18 protein-coding genes are annotated in these 21,203 nt (G+C 73.6%); 10 read left to right on the forward strand and 8 right to left on the reverse strand.

Going from position 1 to position 21,203, the window contains the following annotated elements:
- The first annotated feature begins 32 nt into the window (after window positions 1-32).
- The 5 genes from QSK00_RS18630 to QSK00_RS18650 all read left to right on the forward strand — a co-directional run bounded on the left by QSK00_RS18630 (window position 33) and on the right by QSK00_RS18650 (window position 6,475).
- Window positions 33-1,322 (forward strand): acetyl-CoA C-acetyltransferase, encoded by a 1,290-nt coding sequence (locus tag QSK00_RS18630; protein ID WP_285592784.1) that lies wholly within the window; start codon window positions 33-35, stop codon window positions 1,320-1,322.
- Between the two features lie 14 nt (window positions 1,323-1,336).
- Window positions 1,337-2,719 (forward strand): 3-oxoacyl-ACP reductase, encoded by a 1,383-nt coding sequence (locus QSK00_RS18635; RefSeq protein WP_285592786.1) that lies wholly within the window; start codon window positions 1,337-1,339, stop codon window positions 2,717-2,719.
- Window positions 2,719-3,573: a MaoC family dehydratase gene (locus QSK00_RS18640; protein WP_285592788.1), complete on the forward strand. Its 855-nt coding sequence runs from the start codon at window positions 2,719-2,721 to the stop codon at window positions 3,571-3,573. The genes QSK00_RS18635 and QSK00_RS18640 overlap by 1 nt, the downstream gene beginning before the upstream one ends.
- Window positions 3,574-3,836: 263 nt before the next feature.
- The gene (locus QSK00_RS18645) at window positions 3,837-5,225 is read left to right on the forward strand and encodes a hypothetical protein (RefSeq protein WP_285592791.1); all 1,389 of its coding nucleotides are present in this window, start codon (window positions 3,837-3,839) and stop codon (window positions 5,223-5,225) included.
- 23 nt (window positions 5,226-5,248) lie between these two features.
- Window positions 5,249-6,475, forward strand: a complete 1,227-nt coding sequence (locus QSK00_RS18650; protein WP_285592793.1) for a CynX/NimT family MFS transporter — start codon at window positions 5,249-5,251, stop codon at window positions 6,473-6,475.
- 43 nt (window positions 6,476-6,518) lie between these two features.
- On the opposite strand, the gene QSK00_RS18655 is transcribed toward QSK00_RS18650, so the two are convergent.
- Together QSK00_RS18655 and QSK00_RS18660 are read right to left on the reverse strand one after the other, a co-directional pair.
- Window positions 6,519-7,934, reverse strand: a complete 1,416-nt coding sequence (locus QSK00_RS18655; RefSeq protein ID WP_285592795.1) for an alkaline phosphatase PhoX — start codon at window positions 7,932-7,934, stop codon at window positions 6,519-6,521.
- A gap of 113 nt (window positions 7,935-8,047) precedes the next feature.
- Entirely contained in the window at window positions 8,048-9,067 is a 1,020-nt protein-coding gene (locus QSK00_RS18660) for an NADP-dependent oxidoreductase (protein WP_285592796.1), read from the reverse strand.
- A gap of 228 nt (window positions 9,068-9,295) precedes the next feature.
- Between QSK00_RS18660 and QSK00_RS18665 the strand changes: the two genes are divergently transcribed.
- Window positions 9,296-11,824 carry an ATP-dependent Clp protease ATP-binding subunit gene (locus QSK00_RS18665; protein ID WP_285592798.1) on the forward strand — a complete coding sequence of 843 codons (2,529 nt, stop codon included), beginning with the start codon at window positions 9,296-9,298 and terminating at the stop codon, window positions 11,822-11,824.
- A 109-nt stretch (window positions 11,825-11,933) separates the two neighbouring features.
- Complete coding sequence (locus QSK00_RS18670; RefSeq protein ID WP_285592800.1) at window positions 11,934-12,269, forward strand: DUF1918 domain-containing protein; 336 nt, start codon at window positions 11,934-11,936, stop codon at window positions 12,267-12,269.
- Window positions 12,270-12,435: 166 nt separating this feature from the next.
- Here the strand turns inward: QSK00_RS18670 and QSK00_RS18675 are convergent, their stop codons facing one another.
- The gene (locus tag QSK00_RS18675; protein WP_285592802.1) at window positions 12,436-14,076 is read right to left on the reverse strand and encodes an N-acetylmuramoyl-L-alanine amidase; all 1,641 of its coding nucleotides are present in this window, start codon (window positions 14,074-14,076) and stop codon (window positions 12,436-12,438) included.
- Between the two features lie 143 nt (window positions 14,077-14,219).
- Between QSK00_RS18675 and QSK00_RS18680 the strand changes: the two genes are divergently transcribed.
- Window positions 14,220-14,603, forward strand: coding sequence for a hypothetical protein (locus tag QSK00_RS18680; RefSeq protein ID WP_285592804.1), 384 nt, complete (start codon window positions 14,220-14,222; stop codon window positions 14,601-14,603).
- A gap of 6 nt (window positions 14,604-14,609) precedes the next feature.
- Here QSK00_RS18680 and QSK00_RS18685 read toward each other — a convergent pair whose 3' ends face one another.
- From QSK00_RS18685 to QSK00_RS18695, 3 genes are read right to left on the reverse strand one after another with little or no spacing between them, the layout of a single operon-like run.
- The gene (locus QSK00_RS18685; protein WP_285592806.1) at window positions 14,610-16,115 is read right to left on the reverse strand and encodes a sensor histidine kinase; all 1,506 of its coding nucleotides are present in this window, start codon (window positions 16,113-16,115) and stop codon (window positions 14,610-14,612) included.
- An 18-nt stretch (window positions 16,116-16,133) separates the two neighbouring features.
- Window positions 16,134-16,865, reverse strand: coding sequence for a response regulator transcription factor (locus QSK00_RS18690; protein ID WP_179796417.1), 732 nt, complete (start codon window positions 16,863-16,865; stop codon window positions 16,134-16,136).
- A gap of 52 nt (window positions 16,866-16,917) precedes the next feature.
- Window positions 16,918-18,258: a cytochrome P450 gene (locus QSK00_RS18695; RefSeq protein WP_285592809.1), complete on the reverse strand. Its 1,341-nt coding sequence runs from the start codon at window positions 18,256-18,258 to the stop codon at window positions 16,918-16,920.
- 76 nt (window positions 18,259-18,334) lie between these two features.
- On the opposite strand from QSK00_RS18695, the gene QSK00_RS18700 reads away from it, so the two are divergent.
- Entirely contained in the window at window positions 18,335-18,940 is a 606-nt protein-coding gene (locus tag QSK00_RS18700) for a TetR/AcrR family transcriptional regulator (RefSeq protein ID WP_285592811.1), read from the forward strand.
- A gap of 72 nt (window positions 18,941-19,012) precedes the next feature.
- Here QSK00_RS18700 and QSK00_RS18705 read toward each other — a convergent pair whose 3' ends face one another.
- Window positions 19,013-19,246: a hypothetical protein gene (locus tag QSK00_RS18705; protein WP_285592813.1), complete on the reverse strand. Its 234-nt coding sequence runs from the start codon at window positions 19,244-19,246 to the stop codon at window positions 19,013-19,015.
- A gap of 72 nt (window positions 19,247-19,318) precedes the next feature.
- On the opposite strand from QSK00_RS18705, the gene QSK00_RS18710 reads away from it, so the two are divergent.
- Window positions 19,319-20,221, forward strand: coding sequence for a LysR family transcriptional regulator (locus QSK00_RS18710; RefSeq protein WP_285592815.1), 903 nt, complete (start codon window positions 19,319-19,321; stop codon window positions 20,219-20,221).
- 10 nt (window positions 20,222-20,231) lie between these two features.
- On the opposite strand, the gene meaB is transcribed toward QSK00_RS18710, so the two are convergent.
- Window positions 20,232-21,203, reverse strand: a complete 972-nt coding sequence (meaB, locus tag QSK00_RS18715; protein WP_285592817.1) for a methylmalonyl Co-A mutase-associated GTPase MeaB — start codon at window positions 21,201-21,203, stop codon at window positions 20,232-20,234.

The following is a 21,203-nucleotide window of genomic DNA, read 5'->3' on the forward strand; positions in this document are numbered from 1 at the left end:
GAGTAACCAAGTCCAGTCCCCTGGAGGATCCCATGGCCAGCCCCCGTCGCGCGGCGGTCGTCGGCGCCAACCGCATCCCGTTCGCCCGCTCCAACGGTGCCTACGCCCGCGCCTCGAACCAGGACATGCTCACCGCGGCGCTCGACGGTCTCGTCGCCCGCTTCGGGCTGACCGAGGAGCGGATGGGCGAGGTGGTCGCGGGCGCCGTGCTGAAGCACAGCCGCGACTTCAACCTCACCCGTGAGGCCGTCCTCGGCTCGCGGCTGTCCGCGGCCACCCCGACCTACGACGTGCAGCAGGCGTGCGGCACGGGCCTCGAGGCCGCGATCCTCATCTCCAACAAGATCGCCCTCGGCCAGATCGAGGTCGGCATCGCGGGTGGGGTCGACACCACCTCCGATGCCCCGATCGCGGTGAACGACGACCTGCGCGAGGTCCTCCTCGAGGCCAACCGCGCGAAGTCGACCGCGGGTGTCGTCAAGGCCCTCGCCGGGCTGCGGCCCGGCCAGCTCGTGCCCGAGATCCCGGCCAACCGGGAGCCGCGCACCGGCATGGCGATGGGCGAGCACGCCGCGATCACCGCCGCCCACTGGGGCATCGAGCGGACCGCGCAGGACGAGCTCACCGCGCTGTCGCACCAGAACCTGGCGAAGGCCTACGACGCCGGGTTCTTCGACGACCTCATGACCCCGTTCCTCGGGCTCACCAAGGACAACAACCTGCGCGGCGACTCGACCGTGGAGAAGCTCGGCAAGCTCAAGCCGGTGTTCTTCCCCGCGGGCGGCGACAAGGCCGAGGCCACCATGACCGCGGGCAACTCGACGCCGCTGACCGACGGCGCGGCCACGGTGCTGCTCGCCTCCGACGAGTGGGCCGCCGAGCGTGGCCTGCCGGTGCTGGCGCACCTCGTCGACGCCGAGACCGCCGCGGTGGACTACGTGCACGGCGACGAGGGCCTGCTCATGGCGCCCGCCTACGCCGTGCCGCGCCTGCTCGAGCGCAACGGCCTCACGTTGCAGGACTTCGACTTCTACGAGATCCACGAGGCGTTCGCCTCCACCGTGCTCGCCACGCTCGCCGCCTGGGAGAGCCCGCAGTTCTGCAAGGAACGCCTGGGCCTCGACGCGCCGCTCGGCTCGATCGACCGCGGCAAGCTCAACGTCCACGGCAGCTCGCTGGCCGCCGGGCACCCGTTCGCCGCGACCGGCGCCCGCATCGTGCCGACGCTCGCGAAGACGATCCACGAGAACGGCGGGGGTCGCGGACTCATCTCCATCTGCGCCGCCGGCGGCCAGGGCGTCGTCGCCATCCTCGAGGCCTGAGAAGGGAACGGAACATGTCGCACGACTGGTACTCCGACTTCGTCAACTCGGGCTTCGGCCGGGCGGTCGCGGGCAACGTCGGCCTGCCGCCGGTACCGAAGCTGCGTCGCTGGGAGCCGGGTCAGCCGCTGCTCTCCGGTGCCGCCCTGCTCGGCACCGCGACCGCCGACGGCCGCGTGGCCAAGGTCGTCCGCGCCGTCCTCGCCGACGCGAACGTCGAGGTCCACGAGGACCCGGCCGCCCCGATCGGCGGCGGGTCGTCCTCGTCGAAGGTCGCCGCGGCGGTCCTCGACGCCACCGGGCTGTCCAGCCCGCGCGACCTCGCCGCGGTGCAGCAGTTCCTCACGCCGGTGATGCGCCGGGTCGGCCCGTCGGGCCGCATCCTCGTGCTCGGCGACGTCCCGGCCCAGGCCGAGCGGCCCGCCGTCCGCGCGGCCCGCCGTTCCCTCGAGGGCCTGGTCCGCTCGGCGGCCAAGGAGGCGCGCTACGGCGCCACGGTCAACCTGATCCACGTCGCCGACGGGGCCGAGAACGATCTCGAGTCGACGCTGCGCTTCTTCCTCTCCTCCCGCTCGGCGTTCGTCGACGGACAGCGTCTCGACGTCGGCGTCGTGCCCGGATACGCCGGGTCCTCCGCCGGCACCGACTGGGACCACCCGGTCACCGGCAAGGTCGCCGTCGTCACCGGCGCGGCCCGCGGCATCGGGCGCACCGTGGCGCAGACCCTGGCCCGCGACGGCGCGACCGTCGTGGCCGTCGACGTCCCCGCGGCGGGCGACGCCCTCGCGCACACCGCGAACGACGTGGGCGGCACCGCGCTGCAGCTCGACATCACCGGCGAGGGCGCGGGCGAGGCCATCCTCGAGCACTGCCGTCGGCACGGCGGGATCGACATCGTCGTGCACAACGCGGGCATCACCCGCGACAAGCTGCTCGCGAACCAGGACACCGACCGCTGGAACTCGGTCATCGACGTCAACCTGAACTCGCAGCTGGCGATCAACGACGTGCTGCTCGCCTCGGGCGACGACGACGGCTTCCACCGGGGCGGCCGCATCGTCACCGTGTCGTCGATGGCCGGCATCGCGGGCAACCGCGGGCAGACCGCGTACGGCGCATCGAAGGCCGGCGTCATCGGCCTGGTCGAGGCCACGGCCCCGCTGCTCGCGGACAAGGACGCGACGATCAACGCCGTCGCGCCCGGGTTCATCGAGACGGCGATGACCGCGGCCATGCCGGTCGGCACCCGCGAGGCGGGCCGGCGGCTGTCGTCGCTCACCCAGGGCGGGCTGCCGGTCGACGTCGCCGAGACGATCGCCTGGTTCGCGCAGGGCGCCTCGTACGCGATCAACGGCCAGGTGCTGCGCGTCGACGGCCAGAACTACCTGGGGGCCTGATGCCGACCGAGACCCTCGACAGCGCGCCCACCCTGGGCGCGCTGTACGGCCGGGCGCTGCTGACGGCGCGGTCGGGCGGGCACACCCTGCCCGACCGGACGCTCGAGCTGGTCAACGTGACGATCGATCCCGACGCGGTGGCGGACTACGCCCACGTCTGCGGGTTCCGGGTGGGCGGCGAGCTGCCGATCACCTACCCGCACATGCTCGCGTTCCCGCTGCAGATGCGGCTGATGACCGACCGCGAGTTCCCCCTGCCCGCCCCGGGCATGGTGCACCTGCGCAACGTCATCACCCAGCAGCGTCCGCTCGCCGTCGGGGACCCGCTGGTGGTGCGCGTCCACGCCGAACGCCTGGTCGCGCACCCGAAGGGCGCGCAGGTCGACCTGGTGTCGGAGGTCGGCCTCCCCGACGAGGAGGCCGTCTGGCACTCGCGCTCGACGTACTTCGTGCGCGGCGCGAAGGCGGAGGAGGCCGCGGAGGCCGCCCCGCCGGAGCCGGACCCCCACGTCGGGGACCGCCCGCACGGCGTCTGGACGGTGCCCGGCGACATCGGGCGGCGCTACGCCGCGGTGTCCGGCGACGTGAACCCGATCCACGTCAACGGGCTCGCGGCCAAGGCGTTCGGGATGCCGGGGATGATCGCGCACGGCATGTGGTCGAAGGCCCGGGTCCTCGCGGCCCTCGCCGGCCGCACGGACGGGGCGGTGACCGTGGACGCCGTGTTCCGCTCGCCGCTGCGCATCCCGTCGAAGGCGTTCCTCTACACGGCCGCGACGAAGGACGGCTGGGACGCCGCCCTGCGGTCGAAGAAGGGCAAGGACCACCTCCTGCTGACGGTGCGGCCCGCGTAGGGCCTGCCCGCCCGTGATCGAGCGAAGGGCCCCTCCGGTCGGATAGATCGACCGGAGGGGCCCTTCGCTCGTCCGGGGTCCGTGCGCGAGGGGGACACCAGGCAGGTCCGCAGCGCGTCGGACCTGCCCCACGTCACACCCGCGGACAGGACCGGACACCGCGGGACGAACCCGGACAGCACGGCCCGGTTGCCCGCGACACGTGTCACCCAGGACACCCGGCTTCACGGTGACGCCGCAGGTCGCGAGCACGATGACCGGTCGTGGCCCCGCACCCCCCGTCCGCTCTCGACAGCACCGGAACCGGACCGACCGACCGGATCGAGCGTCCCGACGACGAGACCGTCGAGACCGGTCGCCCCGATGCCGGGGGCACCGACGCCGAGGCACCCGAGGAGACCGCACCCCCTATCGGCGTGCTCGGTTGCTCTGTCGGGAAGCGACGCCTCCGGCTGCTCCCCCGCACCCGGTGGCTGCGCCGGACGCTCGCCGCGCTCGTCGTCGTCCTCGTGGTCGTCGCGGCGGTCGCGGCGCCGTCGCTCGTACACGCGCTCACCCGGCCCGGCTCGGACACCGTCGCGGCGCGCCTCGCCGAGTGGGGCCGCGACCACGGGCTCGGGCCGGTCGTGACGTGGCTGGAGTCGGCGCAGTACCAGCTCGACCAGCCCCCGACCGGTGGCGCGCCCGCCGGGGGCATCCCGCACGCGAACGGCGCCGTCGCCGACCGGCCCGGTGGCAGCCCGGCCCCGCCGCCCCTGCCTGCCCCCGCCGGGCTCTCGCCGCTGCCCGGGGAGGGGCAGTGGCAGACCGTCGTGGCGACGCCGCGCGGGGACGCCGTGCGGGTCGCCTCGGTGCGCCCGGACGCGCAGCACACCTCGTTCACCGTCGGCGTGCTGTGGATGGACCCGACCCTGGTCCGCGGGGTACTGCACCCCGGCTCGGAGGACCCGGGCGGGACCTGGTCGGTGCCGTCGTCGATCGACCCGACCGAGCAGCGGACGGTCGTCGCCGCGTTCTCCGCGGGCTTCCGGCTGCAGGGCGACAGCCACGGCGGCTGGTACCTCGACGGCAAGGAGGCCCGGCCGCTCGTCCCGGGCGCCGCGAGCCTCGTGATCCACCGCAACGGGACCACCGACGTCGGGGCGTGGGGCACCGAGGTGTCGATGGGCCCGGACGTCGTCGCGGTGCGCCAGAACCTGGTGCCGCTGGTCGACGGCGGTGTCGTGAACCCGACGTGCGCCACCGGCGGCACGGCGGAGTGGGGCTCGACCGTCGGGCAGGCGGCCTACATCAACCGGTCGGCCTTCGGCGTGACCGCGACCGGCGCCGAGGTCTACGTGGGCGGTCCGGCCCTGTCGGTGTGCACGCTCGGCGAGATCCTCCGCAGCGCCGGTGTGGTCCGCGGGATGGAGCTGGACATCAACCCGGCGTGGGTCTCGGGGGCGTACTTCCACCCCACCGGGAACCCGCGGCCCGACGCGTTCCAGCTCTTCCCCGGCGAGCAGGTCGGTGCTCAGCACTACCTGCAGACCTCGAGCCGGGACTTCCTCTCGTTCGACCTGCGCACCGTCGCGGACACCGTCGGGGCGCCGCCGTCCACCCAGCACACCGGCACCAGACACGGCGGCACGGGGAAGCACCAGCACGGATAGTTGCCTGATGGAAGGATGTCGGGGTGTCGACGCCGACCTCCCGCTCCCGGACGGCCCTCCTCGTCGTCGCCGTCCTGCTCATCGCGCTCAACCTCCGCCCGGCCGTGGTGGCGGTGTCGCCGCTGGTGGCCCAGATCCGCGCCGACCTCGGGATCTCGAGCGCCGTCGCCGGACTGGTGACGACGCTGCCGGTGCTCTGCTTCGGGCTGCTCGCCCCGGTGGCGGGGCGCCTCGCGCGACGGGTCGGGCTCGAGACGACGCTGCTGGTCGCCCTGCTGGTCCTGACGGTCGGGATCGTCGTCCGGCTGGCCCCCTCGCTGGTGGCGCTGCTGGCGGGCAGCCTGCTCGCCGGGGTGGCGATCGCGATCGGCAACACCCTCATGCCGGTGGTGGTCAAGCGGGACTTCCCGCACCGCACCGGGGCCATGACCGGCGCCTACTCGACGATGATCTCCGCGGGTGGCGCGCTGTCGGCCGCGGTGATGGTGCCGATCGAGCAGGCGACCGGGTTCGGGTGGCGCCCGGCCCTCGCGCTCTGGGCGATCGGCGTCGGACTGGCGATCCTGCTGTGGACGCCGTGGGTGCTGCGCGCCCGGCGGGCAGCCGCGGCGGCGCCGGCCGCGACACCCGCCGCCCCGGTGCGGGGCCTGTGGGGTTCACCGCTGGCGTGGCAGGTGACGTTGCTGATGGGCCTGCAGTCGCTGCAGTTCTACGCGTTCACCGCCTGGGCGCCCACGCTGTTCGTCGAGCGCGGACGGACGCCCGCGGAGGCGGGCCTGCTGCTCTCGCTCACCGGGCTCGCGTCGCTGGTGACGTCCGCGATCACCCCGGTCCTCGCCACCCGCCGTCCGACGCAGTTCCACCTCGTGGTGGTCCTCGTCGGGCTCTGGGTCGTCGGGTACGGCGGGCTGCTCCTCGCGCCGGACGGGACCGCGGCCCTGTGGATGGTGCTCATCGGACTCGGGCAGGGGGTCGGGATCTCGCTGGGTCTGACCCTGATCGCGCTCCGCTCCCCGGACGCCGCCCACACCTCCGAGCTCTCCGGCATGGCCCAGGGGGTGGGCTACGTCGTCGCCGCTGCCGGCCCCTTCGCGCTCGGCGCCATCCGCGACGCCACCGGTGGCTGGACCTGGCCGGTGGTCACGCTGCTCGTCCTGCTGGTCCCGCTGACGATCGCCGGGCTCGGAGCGGCGCGCGACCGCCACGTCGGCCTGCCCGCCACGGAGCAGCAGGTGGCTCACGCCAGGTGAGCAGAAAGGGTCGCCATGGCGACCTCTTCTGCTCACCTGCGCCTCAGCGCACAGGGCGCCACGGCCCCGTGATCGCGTAGAGGATCCCGGGCTCGTAGAGGTTCGCGAACAGGATGCGTCGATCCGCGGAGAACACCGGGCCGGCCATCTCGTTCGTGTTCAGGTCGTTGCGGGCCATCGTGAACGTCTCGCCCCGCTCGGTGGCGCCGACGAGGTGCTGCACGCCCTCGCCGTCCTCGGCGATGATCACGCCGCCCCACGGGGAGACGGTGATGTTGTCCGGGCCGTCGTAGTTCGTGCCGTCCTGGTCCGGGTTCGCGTTGACCCCGAAGCGCAGGCGCAGTGTGAGGGTCCCGCGGCGCGGGTCGTGGAACCACACCTGCCCGTCGTGGGGCACCGGGCTCTCGGCGCGGGCGAAGCTCGTGACGACGTACGCCCCGCCGTCGCCCCACCAGGCGCCCTCGAGCTTGCGCCCGCGGGTGACCTGCGGCGGGTTCAGCTGGCGGCGGGTCGACAGCACCCGGGCGTCGCGGTCGGGCACCGGGGTCCAGGACACCGAGTAGGTGGTGCCGACCTGGGTGGCGCGGGACAGGTCGTCGACCGGGTTGCCGGCGGCGTCCCGGCACAGCATCGCCTCGAAGGCACCGTCGGTCGCCCCGAGCGTGCGCAGCGCCCGCTTCCCGCCCCGGAACCGGGCGGGCGGGGTCCAGCGGTAGAGCAGGCCGTTCGGGGCGGCGGCGTCCTCGGTGAGGTACATCCTCCCCTCGCGCGGGTCGACCGCGACGGCCTCGTGCGCGAACCGGCCGAGGGCCCGGATCGGCTGCGGGTCCCGGTTGGCCGCCTGGTCGACAGGGTCGACCTCGAAGACGTAGCCGTGGTCCTTGGTGAACCCGTTGACGCCGGCCAGGTCCTCGGTCTCCTCGCAGGAGAGCCAGGTGTCCCACGGCGTGATCCCGCCGGCGCAGTTCGTCGACGTGCCCGCGAGCGAGACGACCTCGCCCTGCCGTCGTCCGTCCCGGTCGGCGCGGACGGTGGTGGTGCCGCCCGGGGCGGCCGGGTCGTAGGTGAGGCCCGCGGGCGTGGGGACGACGAGCGGCCCCGCCGTGGCGCGGGCCCCGCGCAGCTCGTGGTTCTGCACGAGCAGCGTCGAGTTCCCGGGGCCGCGGAAGGCACCCATGCCGTCGGAGTTGGTCGGGCTCGGCTCGCCGCTGTCGAGCCTCGTCACGCCCGCCTCGGAGACGATCGTGTACCGGAAGCCCTGCGGCAGCGACAGCCGTCGTGCGGGGTCCGGGACGACGGGTCCGTAGCCCGGTCCGCCGGGCCCCGCCGGTCCGGGCTGCGCGAGCCCGTTCGGGGCGGACAGCAGCCCGTCCACGCTGCCGGCCAGCAGGACGCCCGCGCCGACGGTGGCGGAGCGGGACAGGAAGCCACGGCGCGACAGTCCCTGCACATCGGTCATGACGACTACTCCCAGGTGGTGGATGCCGTCACTCGTCCGAGTGGCGGCACCGACCACCGTCAGCGATGCGCGTGGATCTCCGGTGAACGCACCGCTGCGGGACGACGAACAGATCAGCTGATCTTGACCAGCGCCTTACCCGTGTTCTCCCCCCGGAGGAGCCCGAGGAAGGCGTCGACCGCGTGGTCGATGCCCTCGGTGACGCTCTCGGCGAACCGCACGCGGCCGTCGGCCACCCACGGCGTGACCTCGGAGAGGAACGCCGGGAAGCGGTCGAGGGAGTCCGACACGATGAAGCCCTGGATCGAGAGCCGCTTCTTCACGATCTGGAAGAGGTTGTCCGGCCCGGGGGTCGCATCGCCGTCGGTGTCGTTGTAGTGCGCGATCGCCCCGCACGCCGCGACGCGGGCGTAGTCGTTGGCCACCGCGATCGCCGCCTCGAGGTGGTCGGCGCCCACGTTGTCGAAGTAGACGTCGATGCCCTCGGGGGCAGCCTTCTCCAGCTGCTCGCGCACCGGGGCGTCCTTGTAGTTGAACGCGGCGTCGAAGCCGAGCTCGCCGGTCAGCCAGGACACCTTCGCGGCCGACCCGGCGCTGCCGATCACCCGCGAGGCACCCTTCTGCTTCGCGATCTGCCCGACGAGGCTCCCGACGGCCCCCGCGGCGCCGGAGACGAAGACGGCGTCGCCGGCCTTGAACGCGGCGTGGTCGAGCAGGCCGACCCACGCCGTCAGGCCGGGGGCGCCGAGGACGCCGAGGTAGGCCTTGGCGTCGACCCCGTCGACCTCCGGGACCTTCTGCAGGTGCCGCGCCTTCGAGATGCCGTGGTCGCGCCAGGCGAGGTTGCCGAGCACCAGGTCGCCGACGGCGACCTCGGTGACGTCGTCGCCGACCGCGGTCACCTCGCCGACCGAGCGGCCGTCCATGGGCTGGTCCAACCGGAACGGGGGCACGTAGGAGGGCACGTCGTTCATCCGGCCCCGCATGTAGGGGTCGACCGAGAAGTACCGGTTGGCGATCTCGACCTCGCCGGACCCCGGCGTCGGGAGCTCACGCTCGACCAGGGCGAAGTCGTCGGGGGTGGGGAAGCCCTGCGGTCGGCGGGCCAGGTGGACCTCGTGTGCGGTCGTCATGCCTCGACGGTTACCCCTCATGACGGGCGTGTGTCATGCGGCCGCGATCGGGAACACCTCAGCGCAGGTGAGAGGTTGATCCGGAGCCGCTCAACCCCGTCGTCGGGACGACCCGAGACCTGAGTCGCACCGACTCAGGAATGAATCGGCACCCCGCGTTGCTGACGGGTACGACAGCCGCCGCAGACCACCGGTCGCAGGCGGCAGGACCCTCCAGGAAAGGTACGCATGACCAGCGCATTCGGTCCCGGCGGCCCCGGGTCCGGCCAGTTCGACGACTTCCTCGCGCGCTTCCTCGGCGGCTCGCCGCGCGGCGCCGAGCGCATCGACATCACCGCCCTCATGACCGAGCAGGCCCGGGGTCTCGTCGGCACCGCGGCGGCCCAGGCCGCCGAGCGGGGCAACACCGACCTCGACGCGTGGCACCTCCTGCTCGCCGGGCTCCAGGTCCCGCCGCTGCGCGCCCTGATCGCCGGCACCGGGGCCGACACCGAGGAGCTCGCCCGCTTCGCCGACGGCCAGCTGCCGCGCGGCGAGGCCACCGGCCAGCCGCCGGCCCTCACCCCCACCGCCAAGCGGACCCTGCTCGACGCCCACCAGATCTCCCGGGCGCTCGGGTCGAGCTACATCGGCCCGGAGCACATCGTGCTCGCGCTCGCCGCGAACCCCGACTCGCCGACCGGCAAGGCCATGCAGTCCCGGGGCGTCGACCCGCAGTCGCTGCAGCGCAGCGCCTCCACGGGCGGACGTCCGGCGGCGCAGGGCGGCGGCGGGCAGGGCGACTCCGACACCCCGACGATCGACCAGTTCGGCGTCGACCTGACCGCAAAGGCGCGGGCGGGCGAGCTGGACCCCGTCATCGGCCGCGAGGACGAGGTCGACCAGACCCTCGAGGTCCTCTCCCGGCGCACCAAGAACAACCCGGTGCTGATCGGCGAGGCCGGCGTCGGCAAGACCGCCGTCGTCGAGGGCATCGCCCAGCGCATCGTCGCCGGCGACGTCCCCGAGCAGCTCGAGGGCAAGCGCATCGTCCAGCTCGACCTCACCGGCATGGTCGCGGGCACCCGCTACCGCGGTGACTTCGAGGAGCGGATGACCAAGCTGGTCGCCGAGATCCGCGAGCACTCGCAGGAGCTCATCGTCTTCATCGACGAGCTGCACACCATGGTCGGGGCCGGCGGCTCCGGCGAGGGTGGCGGCATGGACGCCGGCAACATCCTCAAGCCGGCCCTGGCCCGTGGCGAGCTGCACATCGTCGGCGCCACGACGCTCGACGAGTACCGGCAGTCCATCGAGAAGGACGCCGCGCTGGAGCGCCGGTTCCAGCCGGTGATGGTTCCCGAGCCCAGCGTCGCGGACACGATCGCGATCCTGCACGGGCTGCGCGACCGCTACGAGGCGCACCACCAGGTCCGCTTCACCGACGAGGCGTTGACGGCGGCCGCCGAACTCTCCGAGCGCTACGTCACCGACCGGTTCCTGCCCGACAAGGCGATCGACCTCGTCGACCAGGCCGGCGCGCGGAAGCGGCTGCGGTCCAAGGGCCCGCACACCGACACCCGCGAGCTGGAGCGCCGGCTCGAGTCGCTGCAGCGCGACAAGGACCAGGCCGTGGCCGACGAGGACTACGAGCGGGCGGGCGCCCTGCGCGACGAGGTCGCCCGGGCCACGCAGGCCCTCGAGGAGGCCCGTCAGGAGCGCACGTCCGGTCACGACGGTGTGCTCACCGTGGACGTCGAGGACATCGCCGAGGTGGTCTCCCGCTCGACCGGCATCCCGGTCGCGCAGCTGACCGAGACCGAGCGGTCGCGGCTGCTCGGGCTGGAGGCGCAGCTCCACGAGCGCGTCGTCGGCCAGGACGACGCCGTCCGCGCCGTCGCCGAGGCGGTCCGCCGCTCGCGCGCCGGTCTGGGCGACCCCGACCGGCCGATCGGCAGCTTCCTGTTCCTCGGCCCGACCGGGGTCGGCAAGACCGAGCTGGCCAAGGCCCTGGCGGCGGCGATGTTCGGCGACGAGGACCGCATGGTCCGCGTCGACATGAGCGAGTACTCCGAGCGGCACACCGTGTCGCGCCTGGTGGGTTCGCCCCCCGGGTACGTCGGCTACGGCGAGGCCGGGCAGCTGACCGAGGAGATCCGCCGCCGGCCGTACTCGGTGGTGCTGCTCGACGAGATGGAGAAGGCCCACCCCGACGTCTTCAACACGCTGCTGCAGGTGCTCGACGACGGGCGACTGACCGACTCGCAGGGCCGCACGGTCGACTTCCGGAACACGGTGCTGATCATGACCAGCAACGTGGGCTCGGAGCTCATCACCACCAACACGCAGGCCCTGGGCTTCGCGCCGTCGGGCGTGAACCCGGACCAGTCCCTGCAGGAGCGGCTCATGCCGCGGCTGCGGGAGTCGTTCCGGCCGGAGTTCCTCAACCGGATCGACGAGGTGATCGTCTTCAAGCGGCTCGACGCCGCGCAGCTGCGGACCATCACCGACCTGCTGCTCACCGAGACGCGGGAGCGGCTGGAGTCGCTCGACATCGCCGTCGAGTTCTCCACCGCCGCCGTCGACTGGCTCTCCGACCACGGGTACCAGCCCGAGTTCGGGGCCCGGCCGCTGCGGCGCACGATCCAGCGCGAGGTCGGCAACCGGCTCTCGGCGATGCTGCTCGGCGACGAGGTCTCGGCCGGTGACCGGGTGCGCGTCGACGTGGTCGACGGCGGGTTGACCTTCACGGTCGACCACCCCTCGCTCACGGGCTGATCCACCACGAGAGGGCCCTCCGTCACGGAGGGCCCTTTCGTGTGTCCGGTGATCTTCGGGAGCCCACCGGGTACTCCACCGGACGAAGCACCAGGGAAGGGAGCGCGTCATGAGCGCCAACGTCGGTGACCGGATCACCCTGCACGCCAACTCCGTCGACGCCCCCGACCGCACCGGCACGATCGTCGGGGTCCTCGGCACCGACGGTCCGCCCTACCGCGTCCGCTACGACAACGGCGACGAGACCATCCTGACGCCGGGCCCCGACGCCACGATCGAGCCGCCGTCGGTCCGCGACCGGCTCGACCAGGCCGCCGAGAAGGCGTCCGAGAAGGCCACGGAGCTGGCCGGCGAGGCCCGCGCGACGGCGGAGGACGTCACCGGCCGCGCGGCCCGCACGGTCGCCGACACCGCGGCGAAGATCGCGGAGCGGTTCCAGCGCTGAGCGGGCCGCCCGTCCTGAGCGAAGGGCCCCTCCGGTCGATCTATTCGACCGAGGGGGCCCTTCGCTCGTTCCGGACGGCGGGTCGCGCGGCCGGTTCGCGAGACTCACGTGGGGCAGGTTGCGAGCGGCCCGGATCTGCCTGACGTGCACCTCACGGACCGGCCGCTCACACCCGGCGTGCCGCCGAGGCGCCGTCCGCGAGGAACAGCGAGCCCCGCTCGAAGTCCTGCCGCACCCCGCCGCTGACCGCGTACTGGTCCGACCGCGGGTAGCCGTAGCCCGAGCGCTCGTAGCCCGCGGACGCCCAGGTCGAGAGGATGCCGCCGCGCACCGGCCAGGCACCGGTCTGCGGCGTCCAGTACACGAAGCCCGAGACGAACTGGTTGTAGCGGCCGCGCCCGTCGGGGGTGGTGCGCTCGTCGGTGCGGGGCAGCCCGATCGCCGAGGACGCGGCGCCGAGCGCGTCGTAGCGTCGGTTGATCTCGCCGATCACCGACCACGCCCCCGTCGGCGACGACCAGTAGACCGCGCCGTTCGAGCCGGAGAACCGCGTGACCCGGGCGCTCCGGGCGGTCGGGCTCTCCACCACCGACGGTTCCCCGAGCAGGCCCCGCAGCGCGAGCCACTTCGTGCGGATGGGGTTGGCCGCGAGATCGCCGACGAGGGCGGCCGTCCGGTCCCGGATCGTCGGCATCGACCGGATCCCGGTGTTGCCCGGGCACTCGGTCGCACCGACGTCGCGGTGGGCGAACACCGTCGGCAGGGTCACCGCCCGACCCTTGGGGTACTTCGAGGTCCCGCCGCCGGTGCTCGTCAGCGTGACGGTGGCCCGCGGGTCACGGTAGAGCCCGCCGAGCTTGTAGGCGGCGAGCTTCGCGGTCGCCTCGATCTGCGCGGCGGGCGGGGCGACGGAGGTGAAGTCGCCCATCATCCCGATGCCGAACGTCTCGCGGTTGAAGCCGCCGGCGTGGGCCGCGATCACGGCCCGGTCGAGCCCGCCCCGGCGCCCCTCGAACACGGTGCCGAAGCGGTCGACCAGCACGTTGTAGCCGATGTCGCCCCAGCCCAGCGTCCTGGCGTGGTAGGCGTAGATGCCGCGCACGATGGCGGCGGAGTCGGCGGCGGTGTAGGCGTTCGTCCCCGCGGTGTGGTGGATCGTCACGGCCCGCACCGTCGGCGTGTACTCCGGCGGCCAGGTCATCAGCTTCTCGTCCGCGCCCCACTGGGCCCGGGTGACCACCGCCGGCCGGCCGGGGCCGGCGGTGGAGGCGGCGGCCGTGCGCGCGTCGTTGCTCGTGGTCTGCGGGTCGATGGAGGTCAGCGCCATCCGCTGCGTGACGGGGGCACCGTCGTCGACGGCCCGGACCTGGACCTCCCGACTGTCGGCGACCCACACCGGCTCGCTGCTCGCGACGGGCGCCGAGCGGCCGTCGCGCTCGGTGTCGACGGGGTCGACGCGCGTCCAGGCCCCGAAGGTCCCGTTCGCGAGGCGGCTGCGCAGCTCGATGAGGTCGGGCCGCGGACCGGTCCAGCTGACCGCGACGAGCTTCAGCGGGTCGGGGCTGGACGCCTGCCGGGCGTCCGTCGAGTCCGGCGACGGGGCCGGCGCCCCGAGGGCCTCCCGTTCGACCTTCGGCTCGACGGCCCTCGCCGCCGGGAGCGGCGCCGGCGGCGGCGGATCTCCCGCCGTCACGATCCCGGGTGCCGCCGGGGCTGCGTCCGCGACCACGACCGGCCCTCCGGCCAGCGCCACCACGACCAGCACCCCGAGCGCCCCGAACCGACCCCACCCGCGCTGCGACCGCATGATCCTCCCCCGTCACGACTGTCCGGTTCAGTCGCTAGTTGGCGCCGCTCGTTAACCGATCGACACCAACGTGCGGCAGATCGATGCCTCGACCACCCGTTGAGCGCAGTCACTCCTCGAATCAGTGACCTAGAGTGATCGTCGTGAGTGACGACTCCTGGCTCCCCGCGCCGCCCTTCGGCGACCACGGTCCCCACGACCAGCATCACCACGAGGTCCGCCACGAGTACTCCCGCGACCGGGGCATGGAGCTGCGCGACCACGTGCGCAGCCAGTACGGCCGCGCGGTGTCGGTGGGCGACATCCTGTCGTTCCTCGACTACCGGGTGAACGAGCTCTACTGCGCCGTCCTCGAGCCCGACCGTCACGGCTCACGGGTGCCGGGGTCGCCGGTGCGGATGTCGGGGCTCGACGCGGTGCTCAACACCGAGGCCAACGCCTGGCGCGCGATGACCGAGCTGGGGCAGCGCCTGGAGCGGGTGGAGGGCAAGCTCGACCAGGTGCTCGCGCGCCTGCCTCAGTCCTGACCGGACCTACCGCAGCGCCAGCTCCGCACGGATCGGCGCGGCCGGGAGTCTCACGGACGTCCGGGTGTCGCCGGGCACGCTGGTCACCTCGACGGTGCCACCGTGCTCGGTGACCACCGCCGAGACGATGGAGAGCCCGAGTCCCGTCGATCCGGTCGTCCGGGCCCGGCCGGCGTCGCCGCGGGCGAACCGTTCGAGCACGTGCGGCAGCAGGTCGGGGGCGATGCCCGGCCCGTCGTCGCGGACGACGAGGCGCACCTCGTGACCCTCCCGGGAGAGCTCGACGACGACGTTCGTCCCGCCCGGCGTGTGGGTGCGGGCGTTGGCGAGCAGGTTCGCCACCACCTGGTGCAGCCGCTCCGGATCGCCGATGACCATGACGTCCTCGGCCCCCTCGTCGGCGGGCAGGTCCAGGGCCCAGTGGTGCTGCGGCGAGGTCGCGTGGGCGTCGCTGACCGCGTCGACGACCACCCGGGCCAGGTCGACCGGTTGGCGGGCGAGCGGGCGGCCGGCGTCGAGGCGTGCGAGCAGCAGCAGGTCCTCCACGAGCAGGGTCATCCGCTCGGTCTGCGACCCGACCCGCTCGAGCATCGCCCCGACCTCGTCGGGCACGTCGCCGGTCCGCCGGCGCGCGAGCTCGGAGTAGCCGCGGATCGCGGCCAGCGGCGTGCGCAGCTCGTGCGACGCGTCGGCGACGAACTGCCGCACCCGGGTCTCGGACTCCTGACGCGCCGCGAGCGAGCGGGCGACGTGCTCGAGCATCCGGTTGAGCGCCGCGCCGACCTGCCCGACCTCGGTGCGCGGGTCGGCGTCGGCCTCGGGCACGCGGTCCTCCAGCCGCACCTCGCCGCGCTCCAGCGGCAGTTCGGAGACGCGGCGGGCCGTCGCCGAGACCCGGTGCAGGGGCCGCAGCGTCCGCCGCGTCGCGAAGGCCGCGATGACACCCGCGATGAGGACGCCGCCCCCGAAGATGATCGTCTCGTACACCGCGAGGCTGCCCACGGTGGCGTCCATGCGGCCCGTGGAGATGCCGTAGTAGACCACCGACCCGTCGTCGGCCTCGCGGGCCGAGAGCCGGTAGGACGACGCCAGGCCGGGCAGGTCGATCGTCTCCACCCGCGGCCGGTCAGAGGGGTCGCCTGGGTCGTTGCCGGTGGGCGTCACCGCGAGGACCGGCGCCACGTCGGCCAGCGCGATTGCCTGGTCGGAGGACCGGAACCCGCCGAGCGCCACCGCCGACACCACGCGGCCGTCCACGCTGCGGACCTCGATGCGGCTGGTGGGTGAATCGCCCCCGCCGAAGCCGCCGCCGGCGTCCGGGGGCGGCGGGCGGCGCCCGTCGGCTCCGTCGGGCGGGTTGGCCACGAACCCGAGGGTGCGCGTGACCTCCTGGTCGAGCTGCTGGGTCAGGTAGTGCCGCAACGACAGCGCGGCGCCCACGCCGACCACGGCGCAGACGACGAGCAGCAGCACCATCGTCGTGAGGACGATCCGCGCCTGGAGGGAACGCACGGCACGCATGGTCGTCCCTCAGCCCGCGGGCTTGAGGACGTACCCGGCCCCACGCACGGTGTGGATCATCGGGGTACGGCCGGCGTCGATCTTCTTGCGCAGGTAGGAGATGTAGAGCTCGACGATGTTCGACTGGCCGCCGAAGTCGTAGTTCCACACCCGGTCGAGGATCTGCGCCTTCGAGAGCACCCGGCGCGGGTTGCGCATGAGGAAGCGCAGCAGCTCGAACTCGGTCGCGGTGAGGTCGATCTGGTCGCCGCCGCGGAACACCTCGTGCGAGTCCTCGTCGAGCGTCAGGTCCCCGACGACGAGGCCCGCGTCGCCCCGGACGGCGGTGGCCACGGCGGCCCGCCGCAGCAGGCCCCGCAGGCGCGCGACGACCTCCTCCAGGCTGAACGGCTTGGTCACGTAGTCGTCGCCGCCCGCCGTGATGCCGGCGACCCGGTCCTCGACGGCGTCCCGCGCGGTGAGGAACAGGACCGGGACGTCGGGGTTGTCGGCGCGCAACCGGCGCAGCACCTCGAAGCCGTCGATGTCGGGCAGCATGACGTCGAGGACGACGACGTCGGGCCGGAACTCCCGGCCCGAGGTCACCGCGGCGAGGCCGTCCCCCGCGCTGCGGACGTCCCAGCCCTCGTAGCGCAGCGCCATCGAGAGCAGGTCGGCGAGCGTCGGCTCGTCGTCGACGACGAGGGCACGGACCGGGCTGCCGTCGGGCCGCCGGAGCTCGGCGCGCACTGCTGCGTTCATGGGGTCCACCCTGGCACCGTCCGGTCCGTCCCGGCTGGGCGAACCCTGTGCGTCAGCTGTGGACCGGGAGGCTCCTCCAGCCCCGCAGGATGATCGTCGGACGGCGCTGCCCGACCCCCGCGGGGGCCAGGTCCGGGAACCGGTCGAACAGGCCCCGCAGGGCCACCTCGCCCTCCATCCGCGCGAGGGCGGCGCCGAGGCAGTAGTGGATGCCGCTGGAGAACGCGACGTGCTCGCGGGCGTTCGGCCGCGTCACGTCGAACCGCTCCGGGTCGGTGAACACGGCCGGGTCGCGGTTGGCCGCGCCGAGCACGGTCACCACGATCTCGCCGCGTCGGATCGGCACGCCCTCGACCTCGGTGTCCCGACGGGCCAGGCGGGCGGTCCGCTGCACCGGCGAGTCGTGGCGCAGCACCTCGTCGACGGCGTTCGACCACAGGTCGGGCTGCTCGGCGAGCAGCGCCCGCTGGTCGGGGTGCTCGAAGAGCCGCTGCGTGCCGTTGGAGATGAGATTGACCGTCGTCTCGAACCCGGCGGCCAGGATCAGCATCGAGGTGGCGACCAGTTCCTGCTCCGACAGGCCCGACCCGTCGTCGTCGGCGACCGTGACGAGCTTCGACAACAGGTCGTCGCCCGGGTGCGAGCGCAGCGTGCGCAGGTGCTCGCGCAACCAGCCGTCGAACGCGGCCAGCGAACGCTCCGCGGTGGCGTACCGCGACCACGGCAGCCCGAGATCGAGGGTCGCGGCGCCGCCGTCGCCCCAGACGAGCAGGTCGTCCCGCCGCTCGGGTGGCACGCCGAGCATCTCGGCGATCACGGTGACGGGGACCTGCGCGGCGAACCGCTCGACGAGGTCGACCGGGCCGCGGTGCATCTCGGCCTCGAGCCCGTCGAGCAGCTCCGCGGTGATCTCCTCCGTCCGCGTCCGCAGGGCGGCGACGGCCTTCGCGGTGAACGCGCGGGTGACCAGCCGGCGGTAGCGGGCGTGGTCGGGCGGGTCGACCGCGAGCATCGAGGGGGCGTCGTCGATGCTCGCGTAGCGACGCGGCCCGATGAGGCGCATCCCCAGGCGCACGGGGGCGGGGAAGACCTGATCGCGGTCGGCGACCCCGAAGTCGTCGCTGCGCAGGACCTGTGTGGTGATGTCGTGGTGCGCGGTCACCCGCCCCATCGGCCCCGACGCGAACGGCCGGTGACGACGCAGCTCGCGGTAGTGCTCCCACGGCTCGGCCTGCAGCGCGGGATCGCGCAGGAGCCGCGCGTCGCGGTTGCCGGCCCGGTCCCGCGCCGCGAGCGCGCGGCGCAGCAGCCCGTGGGACAGGCCCCACCGGACGGCCAGGGCAGGGGTGGACGGGAGCCCGTCACGGGCACCGTCGACCAGGAACGCGACCATACCGACCACCTCTCACCGACCCGTCGTCGGGAACATACTCAGGGTATGTGACCGACCGGGACTATGCTCCCGAGCCGTGGCCGAGGTCAAGAGTCGTCGGGGGGAGTACACCGAGGCGACGCGGCGCGCCCTGCTCGACGCCGCGGCCCGGCTGTTCACCGAGCGCGGGTTCGCCCGGACCTCGCTCGACGACGTCGCCGCCGCCGCGCGGGTGACCAAGGGCGCGATCTACCACCACTTCCCGAGCAAGACCGGGCTGTTCGAGGTGCTCTTCGACGAGGTGGAGGAGCAGGAGAACGACCGCGCGCGGGCGGCGTTCGTGGCCGCGGCCGACCCGGCGCTCGGCGTGCTCGCCGCGCTCGACCAGTTCCTGCTGGCCTGCTCGGAGCCGGAGTACGGCGCGCTGGTGTTCCGCGAGGCGCCGCTCGCCCTCGGCTGGGACGCCTGGCGGCGCTGCGAGGAGAAGTACTCCTACGCGCTGCTCTCGGACATGCTCACCGCGCTCGCGGACGCCGGGCGCATCCCCGCCCACGTCGGGGAGGCGCTGCCGAGCATCGCGTTCGGGATGCTCGGCGCGGCCGGGCAGCTCCTCATCCGCACGCCCCCGGAGGACCGGGAGCGGGTCCGCGGCGAGTGCCGACTGCCGTTCGTGGCCCTGCTGGCCGGGTTGAGCAGCACCTGATCCTCGCGGCAGGAAAGCGTCGTTGCTGTCGTCCAGTGGCAGCAACGACGCATCCTCGGCGGTCGGGACGGATCAGCGGTGCGGACGCGGCAGCGGACGCCCGGCCGCGCGCCGGCACCAGCCCCCGCGGGTGGTCGACATCCGGCGTCGGCGCGACGGCATGAGCTCGCCGTGCAGCACGATCTCGCCGTCCTCCCACGCCCAGTGGAGGTACTGCTCCTCCCACGGCCGTTCCATGAGGCTCAGCCGCTCCGACATCTCCTTCTGCTCCGCCCAGAACCGGGCGAGTCCGCTCCATGCCTTCACACCCACCATGCTCCGAGCCCGCCGTCGTTCTGAGAAGCGACGACTCCCCGGGTCGGGCTTAAGCTGTGCTTCATGCTCGACCCGCGACGGCTCCTCACGTTCCGCGCGGTGGTGCGGGCAGGGTCGATGACCGCCGCGGCCGCGGACCTCGGGTACACCCCGTCCGCGGTGTCGCAGCAGGTCGCGGCCCTGGAACGGGAGACCGCGACGCCGCTGCTGGTGCGCCACGCCCGGGGGGTGCTGCCCACCGAGGCCGGTGCTCTGCTCGTCGAGCACGCCGACGTCGTGGCCGGGCGCCTCGCCCGAGCCGCCGAGGAGGTGGCCGACCTCACCGCCCTGCGCACGGGGCGGCTGCGGCTCGCCTCGTTCGCCAGCGCGGGAGCGCGGCTGCTGCCGGGCGCGATCGGCGAGTTCCGGCGACGCCACCCGGCGGTGCGGCTGTCGCTGGAGCTGGCCGAGCCCGACGAGTGCCCGGACCGGTTGCGCGACGGCGACCTCGACCTCGCCATCACCTTCGGCTACGTGCCGGGCCCGGCGCCGGACACCGACGGGCTCACCGCCACGTTCCTGTTCGACGACGCCGTCAACGTGGCGCTCCCGGCCGGGCACCCCGCGCTCGGCGACACGCTCACCGCCGCCGACGAGCTCGACGTCTCGACGCTGCGCGACGCGGCCTGGATCCGGGACGCCGGCAGCCTGTGCCGCGAGCAGCTCGTCGACATGTGCGCGAGCGCCGGCTACACCCCGAACATCGCGTTCGACTCCGACGACTTCCCGATGGTCAGCGGGCTCGTCGAGTCGGGGGTGGGGGTCGCGCTGGTACCGGACCTCGCCGTGCACCAGATGGGGCGCCGGGTGGTGCTGCGCCGCCTGCGGCCACGGGTGGTGCGCCGCATCGAGGCGCTGACGCTGCCGAACCCGACGCCCGCCACCGCCGCCATGCTCGACGTGCTCCGGTCCCGCCGGGCGGCCTGACGACGGCGGCTCAGGACCCGAACGCCTCCAGGATGCGGTCGGCCGCGAGGGCCGGCGTGAGCTCGCCGTCGAGGACCTCGCGCTCCAGCTCCGAGCGCATCTCCTTGACCTGCGGGTGGTCCCTGAGCCGGCTCAGCAGGCGTTCGCGGACCATCTGCCAGGTCCAGTCCACCTGCTGGCGGGCACGCTTGGCGGCGAACTCGCCGCGCTCGTCGAGGAACTCCTGGTGGGAGACCAGCGCCGACCAGACGTCGTCGAGACCCGTCCGCTCCTGCGCCGAGCAGGTCAGCACGGGCACGGTCCACGGGTCGCGCTCGCCGCGCAGCATCTTCAGCGCCGACTCCAGCTCGCGGGCGGCGCGCTTGGCGTCACGGGCGTGCGGGCCGTCGGCCTTGTTCACGGCGATGACGTCGGCGATCTCGAGGATGCCGCGCTTGATGCCCTGCAGCGAGTCGCCGGTGCGGGCGAGGGTGAGGAAGAGGAACGAGTCGACCATCTCCGCGACCGCGGTCTCGGACTGCCCGACGCCGACGGTCTCGACGATGACGACGTCGTAGCCCGCCGCCTCCATCACCACCATCGTCTCGCGCGTCGCCTTCGCGACCCCGCCGAGCGTGCCCGCCGTCGGGGACGGCCGGATGAAGGCGTGGTCGTCGGTGGCGAGCGCGTCCATGCGCGTCTTGTCGCCGAGGATCGACCCCCCGGACCGGGTCGAGCTGGGGTCGACGGCGAGCACCGCGACCTTGCTGCCGGCCGCGGTCAGCTGCGACCCGAGCGCTCCGATGAACGTCGACTTCCCGACGCCGGGTACGCCCGAGATCCCGATCCGTCTCGCCCCTCCCGCCTGCGGCAGCAGTTCCACGAGGAGCTCCTGCGCGGCGTCGCGGTGGTCGGCGCGCGTCGACTCGACGAGCGTGATCGCCCGTCCGATCCACAGGCGTGAGCCCGAACGGACGCCCTCGACGTACTTCTCCAGGTCCAT

Origin of the sequence: Actinomycetospora sp. NBRC 106378, assembly GCF_030269685.1 — a bacterium.
GTDB lineage: Bacteria > Actinomycetota > Actinomycetes > Mycobacteriales > Pseudonocardiaceae > Actinomycetospora.